Raw genomic sequence first — 17397 nt, 5'->3', positions numbered from 1 at the left:
ATGTTTTCAAAATTTTTCATAGAACGGCCTATATTTGCCACGGTGCTGGCTTTGTTATTCGTGGTGGCCGGACTTGTAACCCTGAATATATTGCCCGTGGCGCAATATCCCGATATTACGCCTCCTACCGTGCAAGTCAGTGCGGTATATCCGGGTGCCAATGCTGAAACTGTAGCTCAAACTGTCGGTATCCCCATTGAACAGCAGGTAAACGGTGTGGACGGAATGTTGTATATGAGTTCCAATTCCTCTGCATCGGGCGCTTATTCGCTGACAGTGACTTTCGAAGTGGGAACGGATATCGATATGGCAACTGTGATGGTACAAAACCGTGTCAGTGTAGCATTGAATTCTTTACCCGAAGCTGTGAAGGTACAGGGAGTGACGGTGCAGAAGCAGTCATCCAATATTGTGATGATGCTTACACTGAGTGGTGACAGTATTTATGATGGCCTTTATCTGACCAATTATGCCAATTTGAATCTGGTAGACCAGTTGACACGTGTACCAGGGGTAGGAGCGGTGGATGTCATGGGAGCCGGTGATTATTCCATGCGCGTATGGCTGAATCCTGAAACCATGCGTATCCGCAATATTACCCCGCAGCAGGTTTATGCTGCCATTCAAAGTCAGAATATGGAAGTGTCTGCCGGTTATGTGGGACAACCCATCGGCAGTTCGGCCGATAATGATTTTCAATATACGCTGAATGTAAAAGGACGTCTTTCTACTCCCGAAGAGTTCGGCGACATCATATTGAGAGTGGAAGACCAGGGAAAAGTGCTCCGTCTGAAAGATGTTGCAAAAATTGAGTTGGGCAGTGCCGGGTATGGAGTTGTTTCCCGCTTGAAAGGGCAACCTACGGCTGCTATTGCTGTTTACCAGTTGCCGGGAAGTAATTCGCTGGATGTTTCTAAACACGTCCGTGCCCGTATGGCGGAACTGGCTGAAACATTTCCGGCCGGGGTGAAATACAATGTGACGTTGGATACTACCGATGTGGTACACGACTCCATTGATGAAGTGATGAAGACCTTTGTGGAAGCGATTATTCTGGTGGTGCTGGTTATCTTTTTTTTCCTGCAAAGCTGGCGGGCGGTTCTTATCCCCTGTCTTACTATCCCTGTGTCCCTTATCGGAACATTGGCGGTAATGGCTGCTTTAGGCTTTTCCATCAATACATTGACACTGTTCGGCTTGATATTGGCTATAGCTATTGTAGTGGATGATGCCATAGTGGTGACTGAAAATGCCACCCGTATTCTGGATGAAGGGAAGCTGGACGCCCGTGCCGCTACCGAGCAGGCTATGGGGGAGATTACCGGACCTATTGTCGGAGTGGTGCTGGTACTGCTTGCCGTATTTATTCCTACTACGCTGATTAGCGGTATTTCCGGGCAGCTTTATAAACAGTTTGCTTTGACCATCGCGGCTTCTACAGTGATAAGTGGTTTCAACTCATTGACCTTGACTCCGGCAGTCTGCGCTCTGTTGCTCCGTCCCACCCCGACGCATAAAGCGCGTTTGTTCCTCTGGTTTGACAAGATGAATGACTGGATGCAGCGGGTTTATGACGCTTCGGTAAAATGGTTGTTGGCACGGCCGGTCATTGCTATCGGTTCTTATATCGTAATCTCAGTCATTGCTATTCTGATGTTTGTAAAATGGCCCAGCACCTTTATTCCTGAAGAAGATGACGGATATTTTATGATTGCCATTCAGCTTCCGGCAGCTTCTTCTTTAGAGCGTACACAGATGGTGGGTAAGCAGATTGATGCTATTTTGTCAGAGTATCCCGAAGTGAAGACTTATTTGGGCGTAAACGGATTCAGTATCATGGGAGGTGGTCAGTTGCCTAATGCGGCTACCTATTTTGTGGTGCTGAAGAATTGGAAAGAGCGTGCGGGTAAAGAGCATACCGCTCAAGCGGTGGTCAATCGTTTTAACGGACAGGCATATGCCATGATACAGGAAGCCCAAGTCTTTGGTATTATTCCTCCTGCTATTCCAGGTATGGGCAATACGGGTGGTTTACAACTCGAACTGGAGGATCGTAAGTCTTTGGGTCCGGAAGAACTGCAAAAGGCGGTTGAGGCTTTATTGGCTAATTATCATAATGAACCGGCTGTCGCTTCCATGAGCAGTATGTATCAAGCGGATGTACCTCAATATTTTTTGAATATAGACCGGGATAAAGTTCAGTTGATGGGTTTGCAGTTGAATCAGGTCTTTTCTACATTAGGGTATTACATGGGGCAGGCTTATGTAAATGATTTTGTGGAATTCGGCCGTATCTACCAAGTGAAATTGGAGGCTGGCGAACAAGCCCAAAAAGTGATTGATGATGTGTTAAAACTGAGTGTGGTCAATTCGAAGGGAGAGATGGTGCCTTTCAGCAGTTTTACGCAGATAGAACAAAAACTGGGGATGGACCAGATAAACCGGTATAATATGTATTCGGCTGCTTCCATCACTTGTACGCCGGCTGCGGGCAGTAGTTCCGGACAGGCGATAGAGGCTATGGGGAGTTTGATTAAAAATCAGCTAGGTGGTGAGTTTGGATATGAATGGACCTCTGTTGCCTATCAGGAAACTCAGGCAGGTAATACTACTACAATTATTTTAATCATGGCCTTGTTGGTAGCCTATTTGGTACTGGCGGCACAGTATGAAAGCTGGACAAGTCCAGTGGCTGCCGTGATGGGGCTTCCGGTTGCTATTTTGGGAGCGATGTTGGGCTGCTGGGTGATGGGGGTTCCGGTGAGTATCTATACCCAGATCGGTATTATTCTGCTGATAGCCTTGTCTGCGAAGAATGGTATCTTGATTGTGGAGTTCGCCCGTGATTACCGTAAGGCCGGCAATCCTATCCGTGAGGCGGCATACGAGGCAGGGCATGTGCGCTTGCGTCCTATCCTGATGACTTCATTTACCTTCGTGCTGGGTGTGATGCCGTTGTTGTTTGCCACAGGAGCCGGTGCAGGCAGCCGTGTGGCACTGGGTGCGGCAGTGGTGTTCGGTATGGCTGTGAATACAATTTTTGCTACCATTTATATTCCTAACTGGTATGAAGTGATGCAGCATATTCAGGAAAAATGGCTGACTAAGAAAAAATAATTGTTTGGTTTCACCACAGATTGGTCAGATTTATACGGACAACTCGATTTAAAAACTGTATGGATTTGCGTTATCTGTGGTGAATTTGTGTATCTTTGCGACAAACACATGGAAATATGGATACAATAAACAACGATCTTACTAACTTATTGCAACAGATGGGTGTGCATAAGGAAAGCCTGGGTATAACCCAGCGTATTGTCATTATAGCAGGGATTCTGATCATTGCTTTTGTGGCAGATTATTTTTGTAGAAAAATAGTAGTTCCTACTATAAAGAAACTGACGGCAAGGACTCAGGCTACTTGGGATGATTATTTATTCAATGATGCTGTATTAGATAATATGTGTCATCTTATTCCACCTATTATATTGTATGTATTGCTTCCTTTTGCTTTTCCGCATGAACCTGTGACTTTGACATTCATTCTGAAGCTATGTTGGGTGTATATCACGGCTGTAGCCATGAAGTTGATTTGTTCTTTTCTGACTTCTCTCTATACCATTTCAAGCGAACATGAGAAACTAAAGAATCATCCTCTGAAAGGGGTATATCAGATGATAAAACTGATTGTGATTTGTGTAGGGGTGATCATTATAGTCAGTACCTTGATTGATAAAGATCCTGTGAATATTCTTACCGGATTGGGCGCTTCTGCAGCTATCTTGATGTTGGTTTTCAAAGATACGATTATGGGGCTGGTAGCCGGAGTCCAGCTTTCTGCCAATGATATGCTCCGTCCGGGAGATTGGATTACCATGCCGAAATACGGAGCGGACGGTACAGTAATAGAAGTGACTCTTACCACTGTAAAGGTACGCAATTGGGATAATACTATAACTACAGTCCCACCTTATGCATTGGTCAGTGATTCGTTTCAGAATTGGCGTGGCATGAGGGAAAGTGGTGGACGCAGAGTGAAACGTTCTATTAATATAGATATGAATACGGTCCGTTTCTGTACACCGGAACAAATGAAAAAATTTGAAAAACAAGTCTGGATGTCAGGCTTTGAAAAGACAGGAAAGGAGGAGGTGAATCTTTATGTATTTCGTCACTATATGGAATATTATTTGCGTCATAATCCTCGGGTGAATACAGAATTGATTTTGATGGTGCGTCAATTACAACCTACGCCGCAAGGATTACCCATAGAACTTTATTTCTTCTCAGCCAATAAAGACTGGATTCCATACGAACGTTTGCAAGCAGAGGTTTTTGACCATTTGTTGGCTGTTCTTCCCGAATTTGGATTAAGGGTATTCCAAATTCCTTCAGGATTGGATGTGTTGTCTCTTTCTTCTCATTAATTATTTATAATCTCACTAGCGGAGAGGTACAGGAATCATCACATATTAACATGGATTACATCAAATTTATTGATTGTCAAAATGAATAATCCGTGTTAATATGTGAGAATGTACACTATTATACATGAAGTTCCAGTATAAACCGAGTTCCTTTTTTATAATCAGTGTCCAAAGTCAGTGTACCATTTAATTTATAAGCGATAAGGCTGCAAGTAGGCAACCCTAGTCCGTTTCCTTGCGTTAAATCGCGTATTTCTGCAAATGGCTTGAACAGTTTTTCACGTGCTTCAACCGGAATTCCCGTTCCCGTATCGGTTAGTATGAATTGATGTGTATGGGCGCTTCGTTTTTTGAATTCCAGTGAAATCTTACCACTTTTCGTATATTCTGCCGCATTGTTCAATAAATGGTTTAATATACGTTCCAATTCTTCTGCATTTGTCTTAATATTTACACGTGGAACATTTACCACTGCTTCTACTCCGGATTTGAAGTTTATTTTCGCTTTTTCCATAATACTTTCACACAATGTATTTATGTTCAGTTCCTTTAGCGGATAATGTTCTTCACGTGTTTCTTCCAATGAAATATACGTTTGGATAGCTGTCATTAATTCTTTCAGTGCCTTGATGTTTTCATGTAATATTGGGGTGGATATTGTTTCCTTTGTTGCTTCATCTATTGTATTCAGACTTGGTTCAATTTGGGCGCTGATATTACCGATAAATTTAGACTTCTGCTCATTGTTTTCATTCGCTATCTGCAGGCTATGTTTCAATTTCTTTACTTGGCGGATATGTTTAAATAACAGGGTAGCTAAGAATAATAATCCGGCAGCCAATATGGCGGATAACACACATAGTGCAATGATAATAATTAGATTTGTGGTAATCTTGTCTTCTTTTTCCTGCAAAGTCTTTTGGCTGGTTTCATATTTTTGTTGCAGTGTGTTTAGTTCATTGGCTGTTTTTACTGCTTTTATGGAATCTTGCCATGAAGTATAAAGTTTTCTCATTGCAATAGCCAATGGGGCATTATTATTCTGTTCGGCATATCCCAACATGTCTTTATAGCATTGGTCTATTCCTTTTTCGTCTTTACCGGCAGAGCGCTTTTGGAATAAGATGTTGTAACATTCCAAGCTTTTGTCTGTCATACCGAAAGTTTGATAATAATTGGCTTCCGTCATTAGAAGCTCTTCTTGTAAAGAGTCTGATTTTAATTGGTCTGTATAGGAATGAAGTTGTTTCAATAGTATCTTGCATTGTTCTGTATTTTTTAGATTCGTATACATACGCAGGCGTTCTTTACCCACCATGAAACGTAATTTGTATTCGGGTGATTTTTTTTCTTGCTCATTATAATAAATCAATGCATCCATTTGTCGGCAAGTGGCAAAGGCTTCTTTATATTGCCTGTTTTGAGTAAAGAGCGTACTTATCCGTATTCCCTCTTCTACCGCTTTATTTATTTGCTTTTGTTCGGCATACTGAGTGAATTTTGCCCACTTTGTATTTAACTCTTGAATATTGACATCTGCCGGTTTGGCTGTAGTTTGTCCTTGCCCTGCAGCACAACAAAAGGCAAGTGCTAATGTTAGAAGAATTTTTTTCATTATTGAAACAGGTTTTCTGCAAATATAACCTTTTTTTAAGCAAAAAGTTTAGGGAAGTGCAACTTTTTTTCAGCTTCTAGCGTCTAAACAGTAAAACAATAACTTTTAAGCAGGACAGGCCATCTTGTAAAAAGAATAAAATCATAATATTTAAAATGAGAAAAATAGTAATGATAGCTATACTGGTAGTCAGTATGGTACAAGGAGTTTTTGCCCAACAAATAATTATAAAGGGCACTGTGAAAGACGCGACAAGCAAAAAGGCAGCAGAATATGTTAATGTAGTTTTACAAACAGCAGATTCGGTTTTTGTTGGAGGGACTACTACGAATGGTAAAGGCGATTTCTTGCTGAATAAGGTTTATGCAGGCAATTATTTATTGGCACTATCCTGTGTGGGGTATCGTACGCAATTCATTGTATTAGACGGAATTAAACAGAATATAAATTTAGGGGAAATTTTGTTGGAAGATGATGCTGTGGCTATGGAAGGTGTAACAGTTAGTGCTTCCGGACAGATCAGTCATTCGGATCGTAAGTTGATTTTTCCTTCTGAACGGCAAATGAAGGTTTCGACAAATGGAGTCAATCTGTTGCAACAGATGATGCTTCCCCGTATTCAGATAAACCCCATGAATAATGAGATAGGAGTGTTAGGGGGAGGAGAACTTCAGCTTCGTATTAATGGAGCGAAAGCAGAAGTTGAAGAGATTAAGGCATTACAGCCATCAGACATTATTCGAATAGAGTATCATGACAATCCAGGTTTGCGTTATGGTAATGCTGAGGTAGTGCTTGATTATATTGTCCGCCGTCCGGAAACGGGGGGAAACTTTGGAGTGGATTTGTCTCAGGGGATGAATGCCATGTGGGGAGAATATAATGTTTTTGGAAAAGTGAACCATAAGAAGTCGGAGTTTGGCGTTTCGTATTACATGGGACCTCGCGATTTCTATGGTATGTACCGGGATAATGAAGAGGAATTCCATTTGGCGGACGGAACGACATTACATCGTATAGAAGAAGGTGAACCGGGGCACGGATCTATGTTTATGAATAATTTAAGTATGAATTATAATTTGCAGCAGACCGAAAATTCATTGTTCAGTGCTACTTTTCGTTTGAGAAGTAATAGCCAGCCGCATTGGAATTATCAAGGAGTATTGACTAATATTGCCGATTCTGATGATAAGGTGGATATGATAGACCGTACTAAAGAAAGTTGGTCTCGTCCTTCGTTGGATCTTTATTATCAACAGGGATTGAAAAATAAGCAACTTTTGGTATTCAATGTGGTCGGTACTTATAATAAGGAAAAATCACGCCGTTTGTATCAAGAAAGTTTGCAGGATGAGTTGTTGACTGATATTAATAATAATGTATTGGGAGATAAATATTCTCTGATTGGGGAGGCTGTTTATGAGAAGCAATTTTCTAAAGGAAATTCCTTGAGTTTCGGTTTGCGCCATACTCAGTCTTTTGCCAATAATGAATACCGTAACGGTCATTATTATGAAACGGATATGAATCAAGGGGATACATATGTTTATGGTGAATATAGAGGAAAGGTGAAAAAATTGGACTACAGATTGGGGGTAGGCGTTACTCGTTCTTATTATAAACAAAGTGGTGATGATTCGTATGAGAATTATAGTTTTAATCCCCGTTTGGTACTGCATTATGCATTACCGGGAAATTCATTTGTTCGTTGGAAATCCGATATCAGTAATGCTTCGCCGTCATTGGGGGATTTAAGTGCTGTAGAACAGATTGTGGATTCGTTGCAAATCAGACGAGGCAATCCGAACTTGAAAGCCTATTTGCGTTATCACACAGAGTTGACATACGAATGGCAGAAAGGTATATTTTATTCTAATCTTTGGGGAGCGTATGATTATCAGCCGAATGCCATTATGGACGAGAAGTATCAGGACGGTGACAAGATTGTACAGACATGGGACAATCAAAAGGATTGGCAGAAATTATCGGGGCGTCTGACTTTGCGTGTCGGTCCTATTAAGGATATGCTACAGTTCTCGTTTACCGGTGGAGTAAACCATTATATGAGTCATGGTAATACATATTCTCATACTTATACAAACTGGTATTGTAATGCTGAAGCATCCTTTAATTACAAGCAGTTCTCTCTTTACTGGCAGATGAATACTAACTGGAATAATTTCTGGGGGGAAACCTTGTCGGGGGGAGAGAATATTCAGGTATTGGTGATGTATTACACGCATAAGAATTTGCGTGTGGGGTTGGGCGCTTTCAATCCGTTTACGGATAATTATAAGCAACAGACTGAGAACTGGAATAAATATGCTTCTTATAAAAAAACGAATTATGTGAAGGAGAGCTCGCAAATGTTTTTGGCAAGTGTTTCTTATAATTTCTCGTTTGGCCGTAAGTTTAAGACAGGTCAACGGAGGGTGAATAATAGTGATAACGATTCCGGAGTGATGAGTACCGGAAAATAAACAAGATAATCATTTGAATGAACTTAAGTTCATGGGGCAAGTAAGTTAAGTAACTTGACTCACGAACATAAGTTGCTTGGCTTACGAAGTTAAGTTCATAAATTTACCGGAATAATAGATATATTACCCTTAACAAAATCATATATGAAAATGAAAAAAAACTTGATTGATTATGAACTCCTGTGGGAGAAAATTACGGATTACGCAAAGGTCACCGGTAGAACGACTGCTCGTCCTGTACTTCTATTATATTATGTATTGCGAAGCCCCGAAACTCCTTCTTCGGATAAGATGTTGATTGTGGCGGCACTTTCGTATCTGGTATTGCCGATCGATTTGATTTCGGCTAAGCGGTTACCAATTATCGGCTGGATTGATGAAGCGGTATCTTTGGTTTATGCTTATAAAAAGGTGTGCCGCTATGTGACTCCTGAGATTGAATCAGAAGTGGATAATATATTGGAACGCTGGTTCCCGGAAGGAAAGTATGAGTTGATAGAAGAATAAATATTGTACTTGTCTTTGGGGAGTAAGGATGGGTAAATGGAGTATTTTAGGAATGGGCTTCGTCGAATTTCGGCGTGGCCCTTGCTGATTGTAGACAAAGGTAAATTGTAACTCTCCCCAAGGAACTTCATTTTGTCTGAGAATATGTGAGGTATGTAAAAGTGTTACAATATGTTTTGAGTCTTATTAATTCCCTATAATTCAATTATTAACATGACCTAAGTTCATATAGTAACCTTACCCGTTTTATTCGTACCATGGCTCCTATATATCCCGTTCATAAACATGATTTGGAAACCGGTGCTTATTTGGATGCTAATGGTAAGGCAACTACTGATCCGGGTGAATATATTTATGATTATGAAGGAACTCGCTTGTCGAATAATGGACGTGATGCGATAGCTGAAACAGAGTTCAATCAACGTGAACTGGTGCGTGTTAATCAGACTGGACATACTTATCTCACTTTGACTCCGGTTGAAGGGTTGAACCTTACAGCCAATTACTCTATCAATAATATTGATTATCGTCGTAAAGTCTATGAAAATCCTTATGTGGGCGATGGCACTGCCGGACCGGGTCGTTTGAACCAAATGTCTACCCGAACGCTGACTCAGACCTTCAATCAATTGATAACTTATAGCAAGTCTATCGGAAATCATAACTTTGACGTTCTTTTGGGACATGAAAACTATTCTTATAAGTATGAGTATTTATATGGCATGAAGACCCAGGAAACAGTTTCGGGCATGTATGAATTTGGTAATTTCGTAAATATCAGTTCACTTAGCTCCTATACGAACACCTATAAAAAGGAAGGTTACTTTGGCCGTATCAATTATGATTATGCGCATAAATACTACGCTTCACTTTCTTATCGCCATGATGGTTCCTCGCGTTTTGCAAAAGAGAACCGATGGGGGAATTTCTGGTCGTTCGGAGTAGGCTGGAGAATTAGTGAAGAGGCATTTATGAAGGATGTGAAATGGGTGAATAACTTGAAATTACGTGCTTCTTACGGTGAAACAGGTAATGATAATATATTGGATAGTGATGGTGATCCTGATTATTATCCTTATCAGACCTTATATGGTTTGGGATATAAGAATGGCTCAGAAGCTGGAGCCTACTTCACGGTGATAGCCAATCCCTCATTGAAATGGGAAACACAGATATCTACGGATATTGCTCTTGAATTTGGCTTGTTTGACCGTTTGACGGGTACTATTGAATATTTTAAGAAAGATTCCAAGGATTTGTTGTTTGATGTTTCCCAGCCTGCTTCTGTCGGAGTAACATCCATTATACAGAATATCGGTAAGGTTACTAATTCAGGAGTGGAAATAGAGTTGGATTATAATGCATTTAAAAATAAAGACTGGAGTGTATCAGTTGGGGCCAATGCTACTTTTGTGAAGAATAAGATCAAGAACCTGCCGGCTACAATGAAAGAAAATGGATATATCAGTGGCTCTAAAAAGTGGTTGGAAGGAAAGTCCATTTATGAATTCTGGCTTCGTCAATGGCATGGGGTAGACCCTCAGACCGGTGATGGTTTATATGTGGCTGATGTAAGTAAATATAATCAAGGGAATATCGGAACAGGGGATGGAAACATTACGCAGAGCCAGTTTGACGAGTATAAAAAAACAGTAGTGACTATTGATGGTAAGGAATTGACCAATTCGTATACTTATGCTAAATACGACTTCAGCGGTTCTTCTATTCCTGATGTGTATGGTGGGTTTAATGTCAGAGTTAGTTATAAGAACTTTGATTTGGCTGCTGTATTCTCTTACCAGTTGGGCGGTCAGATTCTGGATACTAATTATGCTACCATGATGAGTATGACTGAATTTGGTTATGCACAAAGTCCGGATTTGTTAAAAGCATGGAAACAGGCAGGGGATATTACTGAGGTTCCCCGTATAGACAATAGTGCGGCTCATACCACGAATATTGGTCAGTCTTATTCAACTCGTTGGCTTACCAGCTCGGATTATCTTAATTTAAGATCTGTCACTATTGGCTATCAGCTCCCAAAAACTTGGTTGAGCAAAGTGATGCTTAAGAGTGCCCGTTTGAATCTGACTGCGGAAAACTTGTTCATGTTGAAAGCCCGTCAGGGATTGAACCCGATGGCCAACTATTCCGGTGTGACTTATAATGAGTATATGCCGTCCCGTAATATCACGTTAGGGCTTAATGTTTCATTCTAAAAATAAAAGAATTATGCGATCAATTAAAAATATAACATTAGGATTAGCGACAGTGGGAGTAATGTCTCTATCCGGTTGTGCCGGTGATTATCTGGATACCATTCCGTCTACCTCTGTTTCAGAAACGACAATAAACACCTCGTTGGACAATCTTTATATAGCATTGAACGGAATTCATAAAGAGATGGTTTCTCAGGAAAGCGGATATCAGTGTCTGGGCGGTGAACCCGGTTTTATGATGTCACGTGATGCAGAGGCTGATGATATGAATTGGCAGACAAATACATGGATGAAGGCGGCCTATTTAGGATGGCAATGCAATATGAATGAAACGAATGGTTATAATTATAAGTTCTGGCAGATTTATTATCAATGGATTCTGAATGCCAATAAAATTTTGGCGGGTTTGGAGGAAGTTGAAATAACTAGCCAGGAATTGTTTGACCAGATAAAGGGAGAAGCCTTATGTATCCGTGCTTGGGCTCATTTTAATTTGGTCCAGCTTTATGCAAAACGTTATGAAGCCGGCAAGGATAATACACAGGATGGAATTCCTTATCGTGAAAAAGCTGTGGCCGAAGAGCAGGCACGTAATTCCGTAGAAGATGTTTATGCTAAAATCAATAATGATTTGGATGAGGCTTGTATACTTTTGAGTGGAATAAAAGTAAATGATGTCAATCATTATAGCGAGATGGTGGCATGGGGATTGAAGGCACGTGTAGCACTGGCCATGCAAGATTATAATAATGCGGCGGTTTATGCAGGGAAGTCTGTTTCTTTAGCTGAAGCTGGTGGTCACCGGTTGATGACTGGCAGTCAGTTGAATTGTGGGTTTGCCAATATCACGACGGACACTAAAGAAGCGATGTATGCTGCAATGACTCCCGATGATAAGACTGTCTATTTTTATTCTTATTATGCATATATGTCATGGAACTTTAACTCCAGTGCCATTCGTCAGGGAGTGAAGTGCATAAATGTGGATGCTTATGAAACGATGTCTGAAACAGACTTACGGCGTGCGTGGTGGGATCCGACAGGGGAAGCATCTGTTCCATCATCAAGTTATGCAAAGAATGCTTATCAAAACCGTAAGTTTACTGCCCGTTCTACAGCCGATGCTGTAGGTGATGTCGCATTTATGCGTTTGGCAGAAATGTATCTCACCCAGGCCGAAGCATTGGCTCGTGCAGGAAAAGATAGTGAGGCGCAGGCTGTGTTTACTAAATTCCAGATAACCCGCGATCCCTCTTATGTTTCAAAAGGAAATATCGGTGATGCTTTGGCAGAGGAAATTATGAATAGTCGCCGGGTGGAATTGTGGGGTGAAGGTTTTCGTTTTTTATGATTTGAAACGTTTGCATATGTCTATTAAGCGTGGATCAAATTTTGATATAGCTTTCTGTACTTTTCTTGAAAAGGATAAAGATGCACAAGGTTGGGTGTGGGAGATACCTAAAATTGAAACTGACTTTAATTCACTTTGTACGAAGAACTATTGATAATTCTCTCTAACACATAAATTTTCTCTTAAAGGAGGTGGGCAGAATTTTTCTTGAAAGTTTTGTACCACCTTTTTGCTTGACATAACCTTTGTTTTACAAGACCGATAGCTTTTCTGGTTTTCTTTTTGTATTACTAGGGTTGTCTAATATCAATTTTGTTGATGTTTTTTGGTAATTTAGAAGAAATGGATTTAATTTATCCTTGGTCTATCGTTATAATCCATTGTCTTGAATAAAGTAAAGAACCTGTAAACACGAAATAAGTGTAAACAGATTCTTTACTATTGTTTAAAATGATAAACTATTCAGGTGAAAAAGCTTATTCCTCTTCGTCCAGTAAAATGTCCATAATCTGAACAGCTGCTTTGGCAACAGAAGTTCCGGGACCGAAGATTGCTACAACACCTGCCTTGTATAAGAAGTCATAGTCTTGAGCGGGGATAACACCACCGGCGATGACCAAAATATCTTCACGACCTAATTTCTTTAATTCTTCAATAATCTGCGGGATCAGTGTCTTGTGTCCGGCAGCCAATGAAGAAACACCTACTACATGAACGTCATTTTCCACTGCGTCACGAGCAGCTTCGGCAGGAGTTTGGAACAACGGTCCCATATCTACGTCGAAACCACAGTCGGCATAACCTGTTGCAACTACTTTTGCACCACGGTCGTGTCCGTCCTGTCCCATCTTGGCAATCATGATACGCGGACGGCGGCCTTCCTTCTTTGCAAATTCTTCGGTCAGTTCGCAAGCTCTTGCGAAGTCTGTATCCTTTTTACTTTCTGATGAGTACACGCCTGATATAGTTCTGATTACTGCTTTATAACGTCCTACAATTGTTTCACAAGCATCCGAAATCTCGCCCAAGGTAGCACGGACATGAGCTGCCTCTACAGCCAGTTCCAGCAAATTGCCTTTACCTGTCTTTACACATTCGGTGATGGCTGCCAAAGCTTTGTCTACTTCTGCTTGATTGCGGCCTTCTTTCAAACGCTTCAGATTTTCAATTTGTTCCAAACGTACAGCTGTATTGTCTACTTCAAGGATATCGATAGGATCCTCTTTTTCCAAACGATATTTGTTAGTGCCTACAATTGTCTGGGCACCGGAGTCGATACGGGCCTGAGTACGTGCCGCAGCTTCTTCAATACGCATTTTGGGTACTCCGGTTTCGATAGCTTTCGCCATACCGCCCAAGCTTTCAATTTCCTGAATATGTTCCCAAGCCTTGTGAGCCAGTTCGTTAGTTAAAGATTCTACATAGTAAGAACCACCCCATGGGTCCACGTTCTTGCAAACATATGTTTCTTCCTGAATATAAATCTGAGTATTACGTGCGATACGTGCAGAGAAGTCGGTGGGCAATGCAATTGCCTCATCCAATGCGTTGGTGTGCAGTGACTGGGTGTGTCCCAATGCTGCTGCCATAGCTTCAATACAAGTACGACCTACATTGTTGAACGGATCTTGCTCCGTCAATGACCAGCCCGAAGTCTGGGAATGGGTACGCAATGCCAGTGATTTCGGATTCTTCGGGTTGAACTGCTTGACAATTTTAGCCCACAGCATACGTGCCGCACGCATTTTGGCTATTTCCATAAAATGATTCATGCCGATAGCCCAGAAGAATGACAGACGCGGAGCGAATGCATCGATGTCTATACCTGCGGCTACTCCGGCCCGAAGATATTCCAAACCGTCAGCCAGTGTATAAGCCAATTCAATATCTGCTGTGGCACCTGCTTCCTGCATGTGGTAGCCCGAGATGGAGATAGAATTGAACTTAGGCATTTTTTGTGAGGTATATTCAAATATGTCAGAGATGATCTTCATGGAAAAGGCAGGTGGATAAATATAAGTGTTACGCACCATAAACTCTTTTAAGATATCATTCTGGATGGTTCCGGCCATTTCTTCCAATTTGGCTCCCTGTTCCAAACCTGCATTGATATAGAATGCCATGATGGGAAGTACGGCACCATTCATGGTCATGGAAACAGACATCTTGTTCAAAGGAATACCATCGAACAAAACTTTCATATTTTCCAATGAGCAAATAGACACGCCTGCCTTACCTACGTCACCTACTACACGTTCATGGTCGGGGTCATAGCCGCGGTGTGTCGGAAGGTCGAATGCGACAGACAAGCCTTTCTGGCCTGATGCCAAATTACGGCGATAGAATGCATTACTTTCTTCGGCAGTGGAGAAACCTGCGTATTGGCGGATAGTCCAAGGACGGAAAGTGTACATCATGGAGTACGGGCCGCGAAGATAAGGAGGAATACCTGCTACATAGTTCAAGTGCTCCATGCCTTCCAAATCTTCTTTAGTGTAAACAGGCTTCACATTGATGTGTTCCGGCGTTTTCCAGTCGGCGGTGATGCCATTTTCTTTTTGCCATTCCATACCATTCTGAGGTTGAAATCCGGCATATATATCTATATTTTTAAAATTCGGTTTCATTGTTCTTCCTTACTTAATTCCTAACTTAGCGTTGTATTCTTTCAATGTGTCCAATACGTTGACACGTACATGGATAAAGTTTTCGATGCCTGCGGCTTTCAGCTCTTCCATACAAGCAGGAGCACCTGCAACAATGAAAATAGCTCGTCCGTCCAATGCCTTGAATGCAGGAATAGCATATTCTGCGTATTCATCATCGCTGGAACAGATAACTACGATGTCTGCACCGGCTTTCATAGCTGCTTCGACACCGGCCTCTACTGTGGGGAAGCCCAAATTGTCGATTACTTCGTAACCGGCACAAGCCAGGAAGTTGCATGAGAATTGGGCACGTGCTTGACGCATGGCCAGATTACCGATAGTCAGCATAAATGCTTTCGGACGTTTGCCGGATTTCTCTGTCTGCAAACGAAGTGCTTCAAACTGGCTGGCAGCACGGTCGAAGTTTAATGTGGCAAACGGCTTTTCACAGCTGTCATGATTACCTCCACAACAACATTTGGCTTCTACAGGAGCCTTTTCGCCTGCTTTTTCATTGAAGTTAGGATATTGGTTGGTACCCAGTAGAATTTCTTTGCGTTTTGAAACGGAATCGTGGCGGGCCTTGTTGCTTGCGTTGATCGCTTCCTGTACTTTTCCTGCTTTGACTGCTTCCAGCATTCCTCCTTCGTCTTCTACTTTCAAGAATAATTCCCATGCCTGTGTGGCAATAGAAATTGTTAAATTTTCAATAAAGTAAGAACCCGCGGCGGGGTCAACTACTTTGTTGAAATGACATTCTTCTTTTAGCAATAACTGTTGGTTACGGGCGATACGTTCAGAGAAGTCGTCCGGAGTTTCGTAAGTCTTGTCAAACGGGGTTACGGTGATGGAGTTGACTCCTGCCAAGGCGGCACTCATCGCTTCGGTTTGAGTGCGGAGCAGGTTTACATGTGCATCAAACAAAGTCAGGTTGAAAGTGGATGTTTCAGCATGTGCCACCATTTTGCAGGCACAGAGACAAGTACCGTCTTCCGCTTTGTTCGGACATTCGGGCTGGCGGTTGCATTGAGGATGATATTCTTTTACGATGTCCGCCCATAACATACGTGCTGCGCGGAACTTGGCAATTTCCAGAAAATAGTTGGAACTGATGCCGAAATTGAATTTTATTTTCTTGGCAGCCAGTGCGGCAGGAACTCCTGCTTCTACCAGCTTGCTCAGATATTCGTTACCCCAGGCCAATGCATAGCCCAGTTCTTGTGAAATATAAGATCCGGCATTGTTCAGTTCTATCGCATTGACACAGATACAACGGAATTTAGGTAGCGGAGCCAGTACTTCTACCAATTCTTTGGCAGTAGTGATGAAATTGCTAAGGTCTTTGCCTTTTACCATCATTTTACCCATAGGGTCATAGTTGACGGAGCCTTGCAACTTGGTCAGGTCGTATCCTTTCTTTTGGAAGTAAGCAACCAATAATTTGGCTAATTCCACCGTATGTCCTTGGCAAGTGGAGAAGTTTAACTCAATGCATTCCGCACAGATATCATTCAATAATGTTTCGATATATTCAGGACTGAGGTCTTTCTTCTTTACGTAGAATCCCAATGAGTCAACACCTTTGTTCAAAATATCCAGTGCTTTAGCATTAGCCTCTTTAGGGCATTCTACTTTGATTTCCTGACGCACGAACCAAGTATTGTCGTTTTTCTTCGTGCCTCTTACATAGGGGAATTCTCCGGGTAGTCCTTCAGTTGTTTTCAAACCTTCCAGATCTTCCTGGCGATAAAATGGTTTTACTTTAAAACCTTCGTTGGTTCTCCAAACCAATTTCTTTTCAAAATCAGCGCCTTTCAAGTCGGCTGTAATCTTTTCCATCCACTGTTCCGTAGAAACGGCTGGGAAGTCCGAAAAGAGTTTCTCTTTACTATCTGCCATAGTTTATTCGGTATTAATATTTAAGAATTATATCACATACTTTTTCAATAGTACGGGCAAATATACTAAAACCTTTTAAATAGAATCCTTTTTTTAGCTATTTTCATAAAGGAGAAAGAGAGGTTTCTGTCATTTTGTTAAGTGACGAAAATAAAAGATGTTCTTATTGCAAAGTGGATATTGCAAAATAAATAGGAATCATGAAATAATAGTTTTCAAATTGTTGGGCTGAGTGAGGGGAATTCATTAAT

Annotated in this window: 7 protein-coding genes and 2 pseudogenes; 6 read left to right on the top strand and 3 right to left on the bottom strand. The window is 41.5% G+C overall.

Annotated elements, in window-relative coordinates; genetic code table 11:
• Positions 1-3117 (top strand): efflux RND transporter permease subunit, encoded by a 3117-nt coding sequence (locus BVU_RS01615; protein WP_005845172.1) that lies wholly within the window; start codon positions 1-3, stop codon positions 3115-3117.
• Positions 3118-3233: 116 nt separating this feature from the next.
• Entirely contained in the window at positions 3234-4427 is a 1194-nt protein-coding gene (locus BVU_RS01610) for a mechanosensitive ion channel family protein (RefSeq protein ID WP_005845174.1), read from the top strand.
• Between the two features lie 118 nt (positions 4428-4545).
• Here the strand turns inward: BVU_RS01610 and BVU_RS01605 are convergent, their stop codons facing one another.
• On the bottom strand, positions 4546-6042 hold the full coding sequence (locus BVU_RS01605) for a sensor histidine kinase (RefSeq protein WP_005845177.1): 1497 nt from the start codon (positions 6040-6042) through the stop codon (positions 4546-4548).
• 155 nt (positions 6043-6197) lie between these two features.
• Here BVU_RS01605 and BVU_RS01600 point away from each other — a divergent pair, with 155 nt between their 5' ends.
• From BVU_RS01600 to BVU_RS01585, 4 genes and pseudogenes are all read left to right on the top strand, one after another.
• The gene (locus BVU_RS01600; RefSeq protein ID WP_011964707.1) at positions 6198-8522 is read left to right on the top strand and encodes a TonB-dependent receptor; all 2325 of its coding nucleotides are present in this window, start codon (positions 6198-6200) and stop codon (positions 8520-8522) included.
• Between the two features lie 144 nt (positions 8523-8666).
• The gene (locus tag BVU_RS01595) at positions 8667-9029 is read left to right on the top strand and encodes a YkvA family protein (RefSeq protein WP_011964706.1); all 363 of its coding nucleotides are present in this window, start codon (positions 8667-8669) and stop codon (positions 9027-9029) included.
• Positions 9030-9250: 221 nt separating this feature from the next.
• Positions 9251-11248, top strand: a pseudogene (locus BVU_RS01590) (SusC/RagA family TonB-linked outer membrane protein); the annotation flags it as partial.
• A 13-nt stretch (positions 11249-11261) separates the two neighbouring features.
• Positions 11262-12753 (top strand): annotated as a pseudogene (locus tag BVU_RS01585) (RagB/SusD family nutrient uptake outer membrane protein).
• A gap of 322 nt (positions 12754-13075) precedes the next feature.
• Here the strand turns inward: BVU_RS01585 and scpA are convergent.
• Positions 13076-15226 (bottom strand): methylmalonyl-CoA mutase, encoded by a 2151-nt coding sequence (scpA, locus tag BVU_RS01580; protein WP_005845696.1) that lies wholly within the window; start codon positions 15224-15226, stop codon positions 13076-13078.
• A 9-nt stretch (positions 15227-15235) separates the two neighbouring features.
• Positions 15236-17146 carry a methylmalonyl-CoA mutase small subunit gene (mutA, locus tag BVU_RS01575; RefSeq protein ID WP_005845694.1) on the bottom strand — a complete coding sequence of 637 codons (1911 nt, stop codon included), beginning with the start codon at positions 17144-17146 and terminating at the stop codon, positions 15236-15238.
• Between the last annotated feature and the right edge of the window lie 251 nt (positions 17147-17397).

The sequence above is a fragment of the Phocaeicola vulgatus ATCC 8482 genome, from assembly GCF_000012825.1.
Lineage (GTDB): Bacteria > Bacteroidota > Bacteroidia > Bacteroidales > Bacteroidaceae > Phocaeicola > Phocaeicola vulgatus.
The sequence above is the reverse complement of the archived record's forward strand: the minus strand, read 5'-3'. Positions and strand labels throughout refer to the sequence as shown.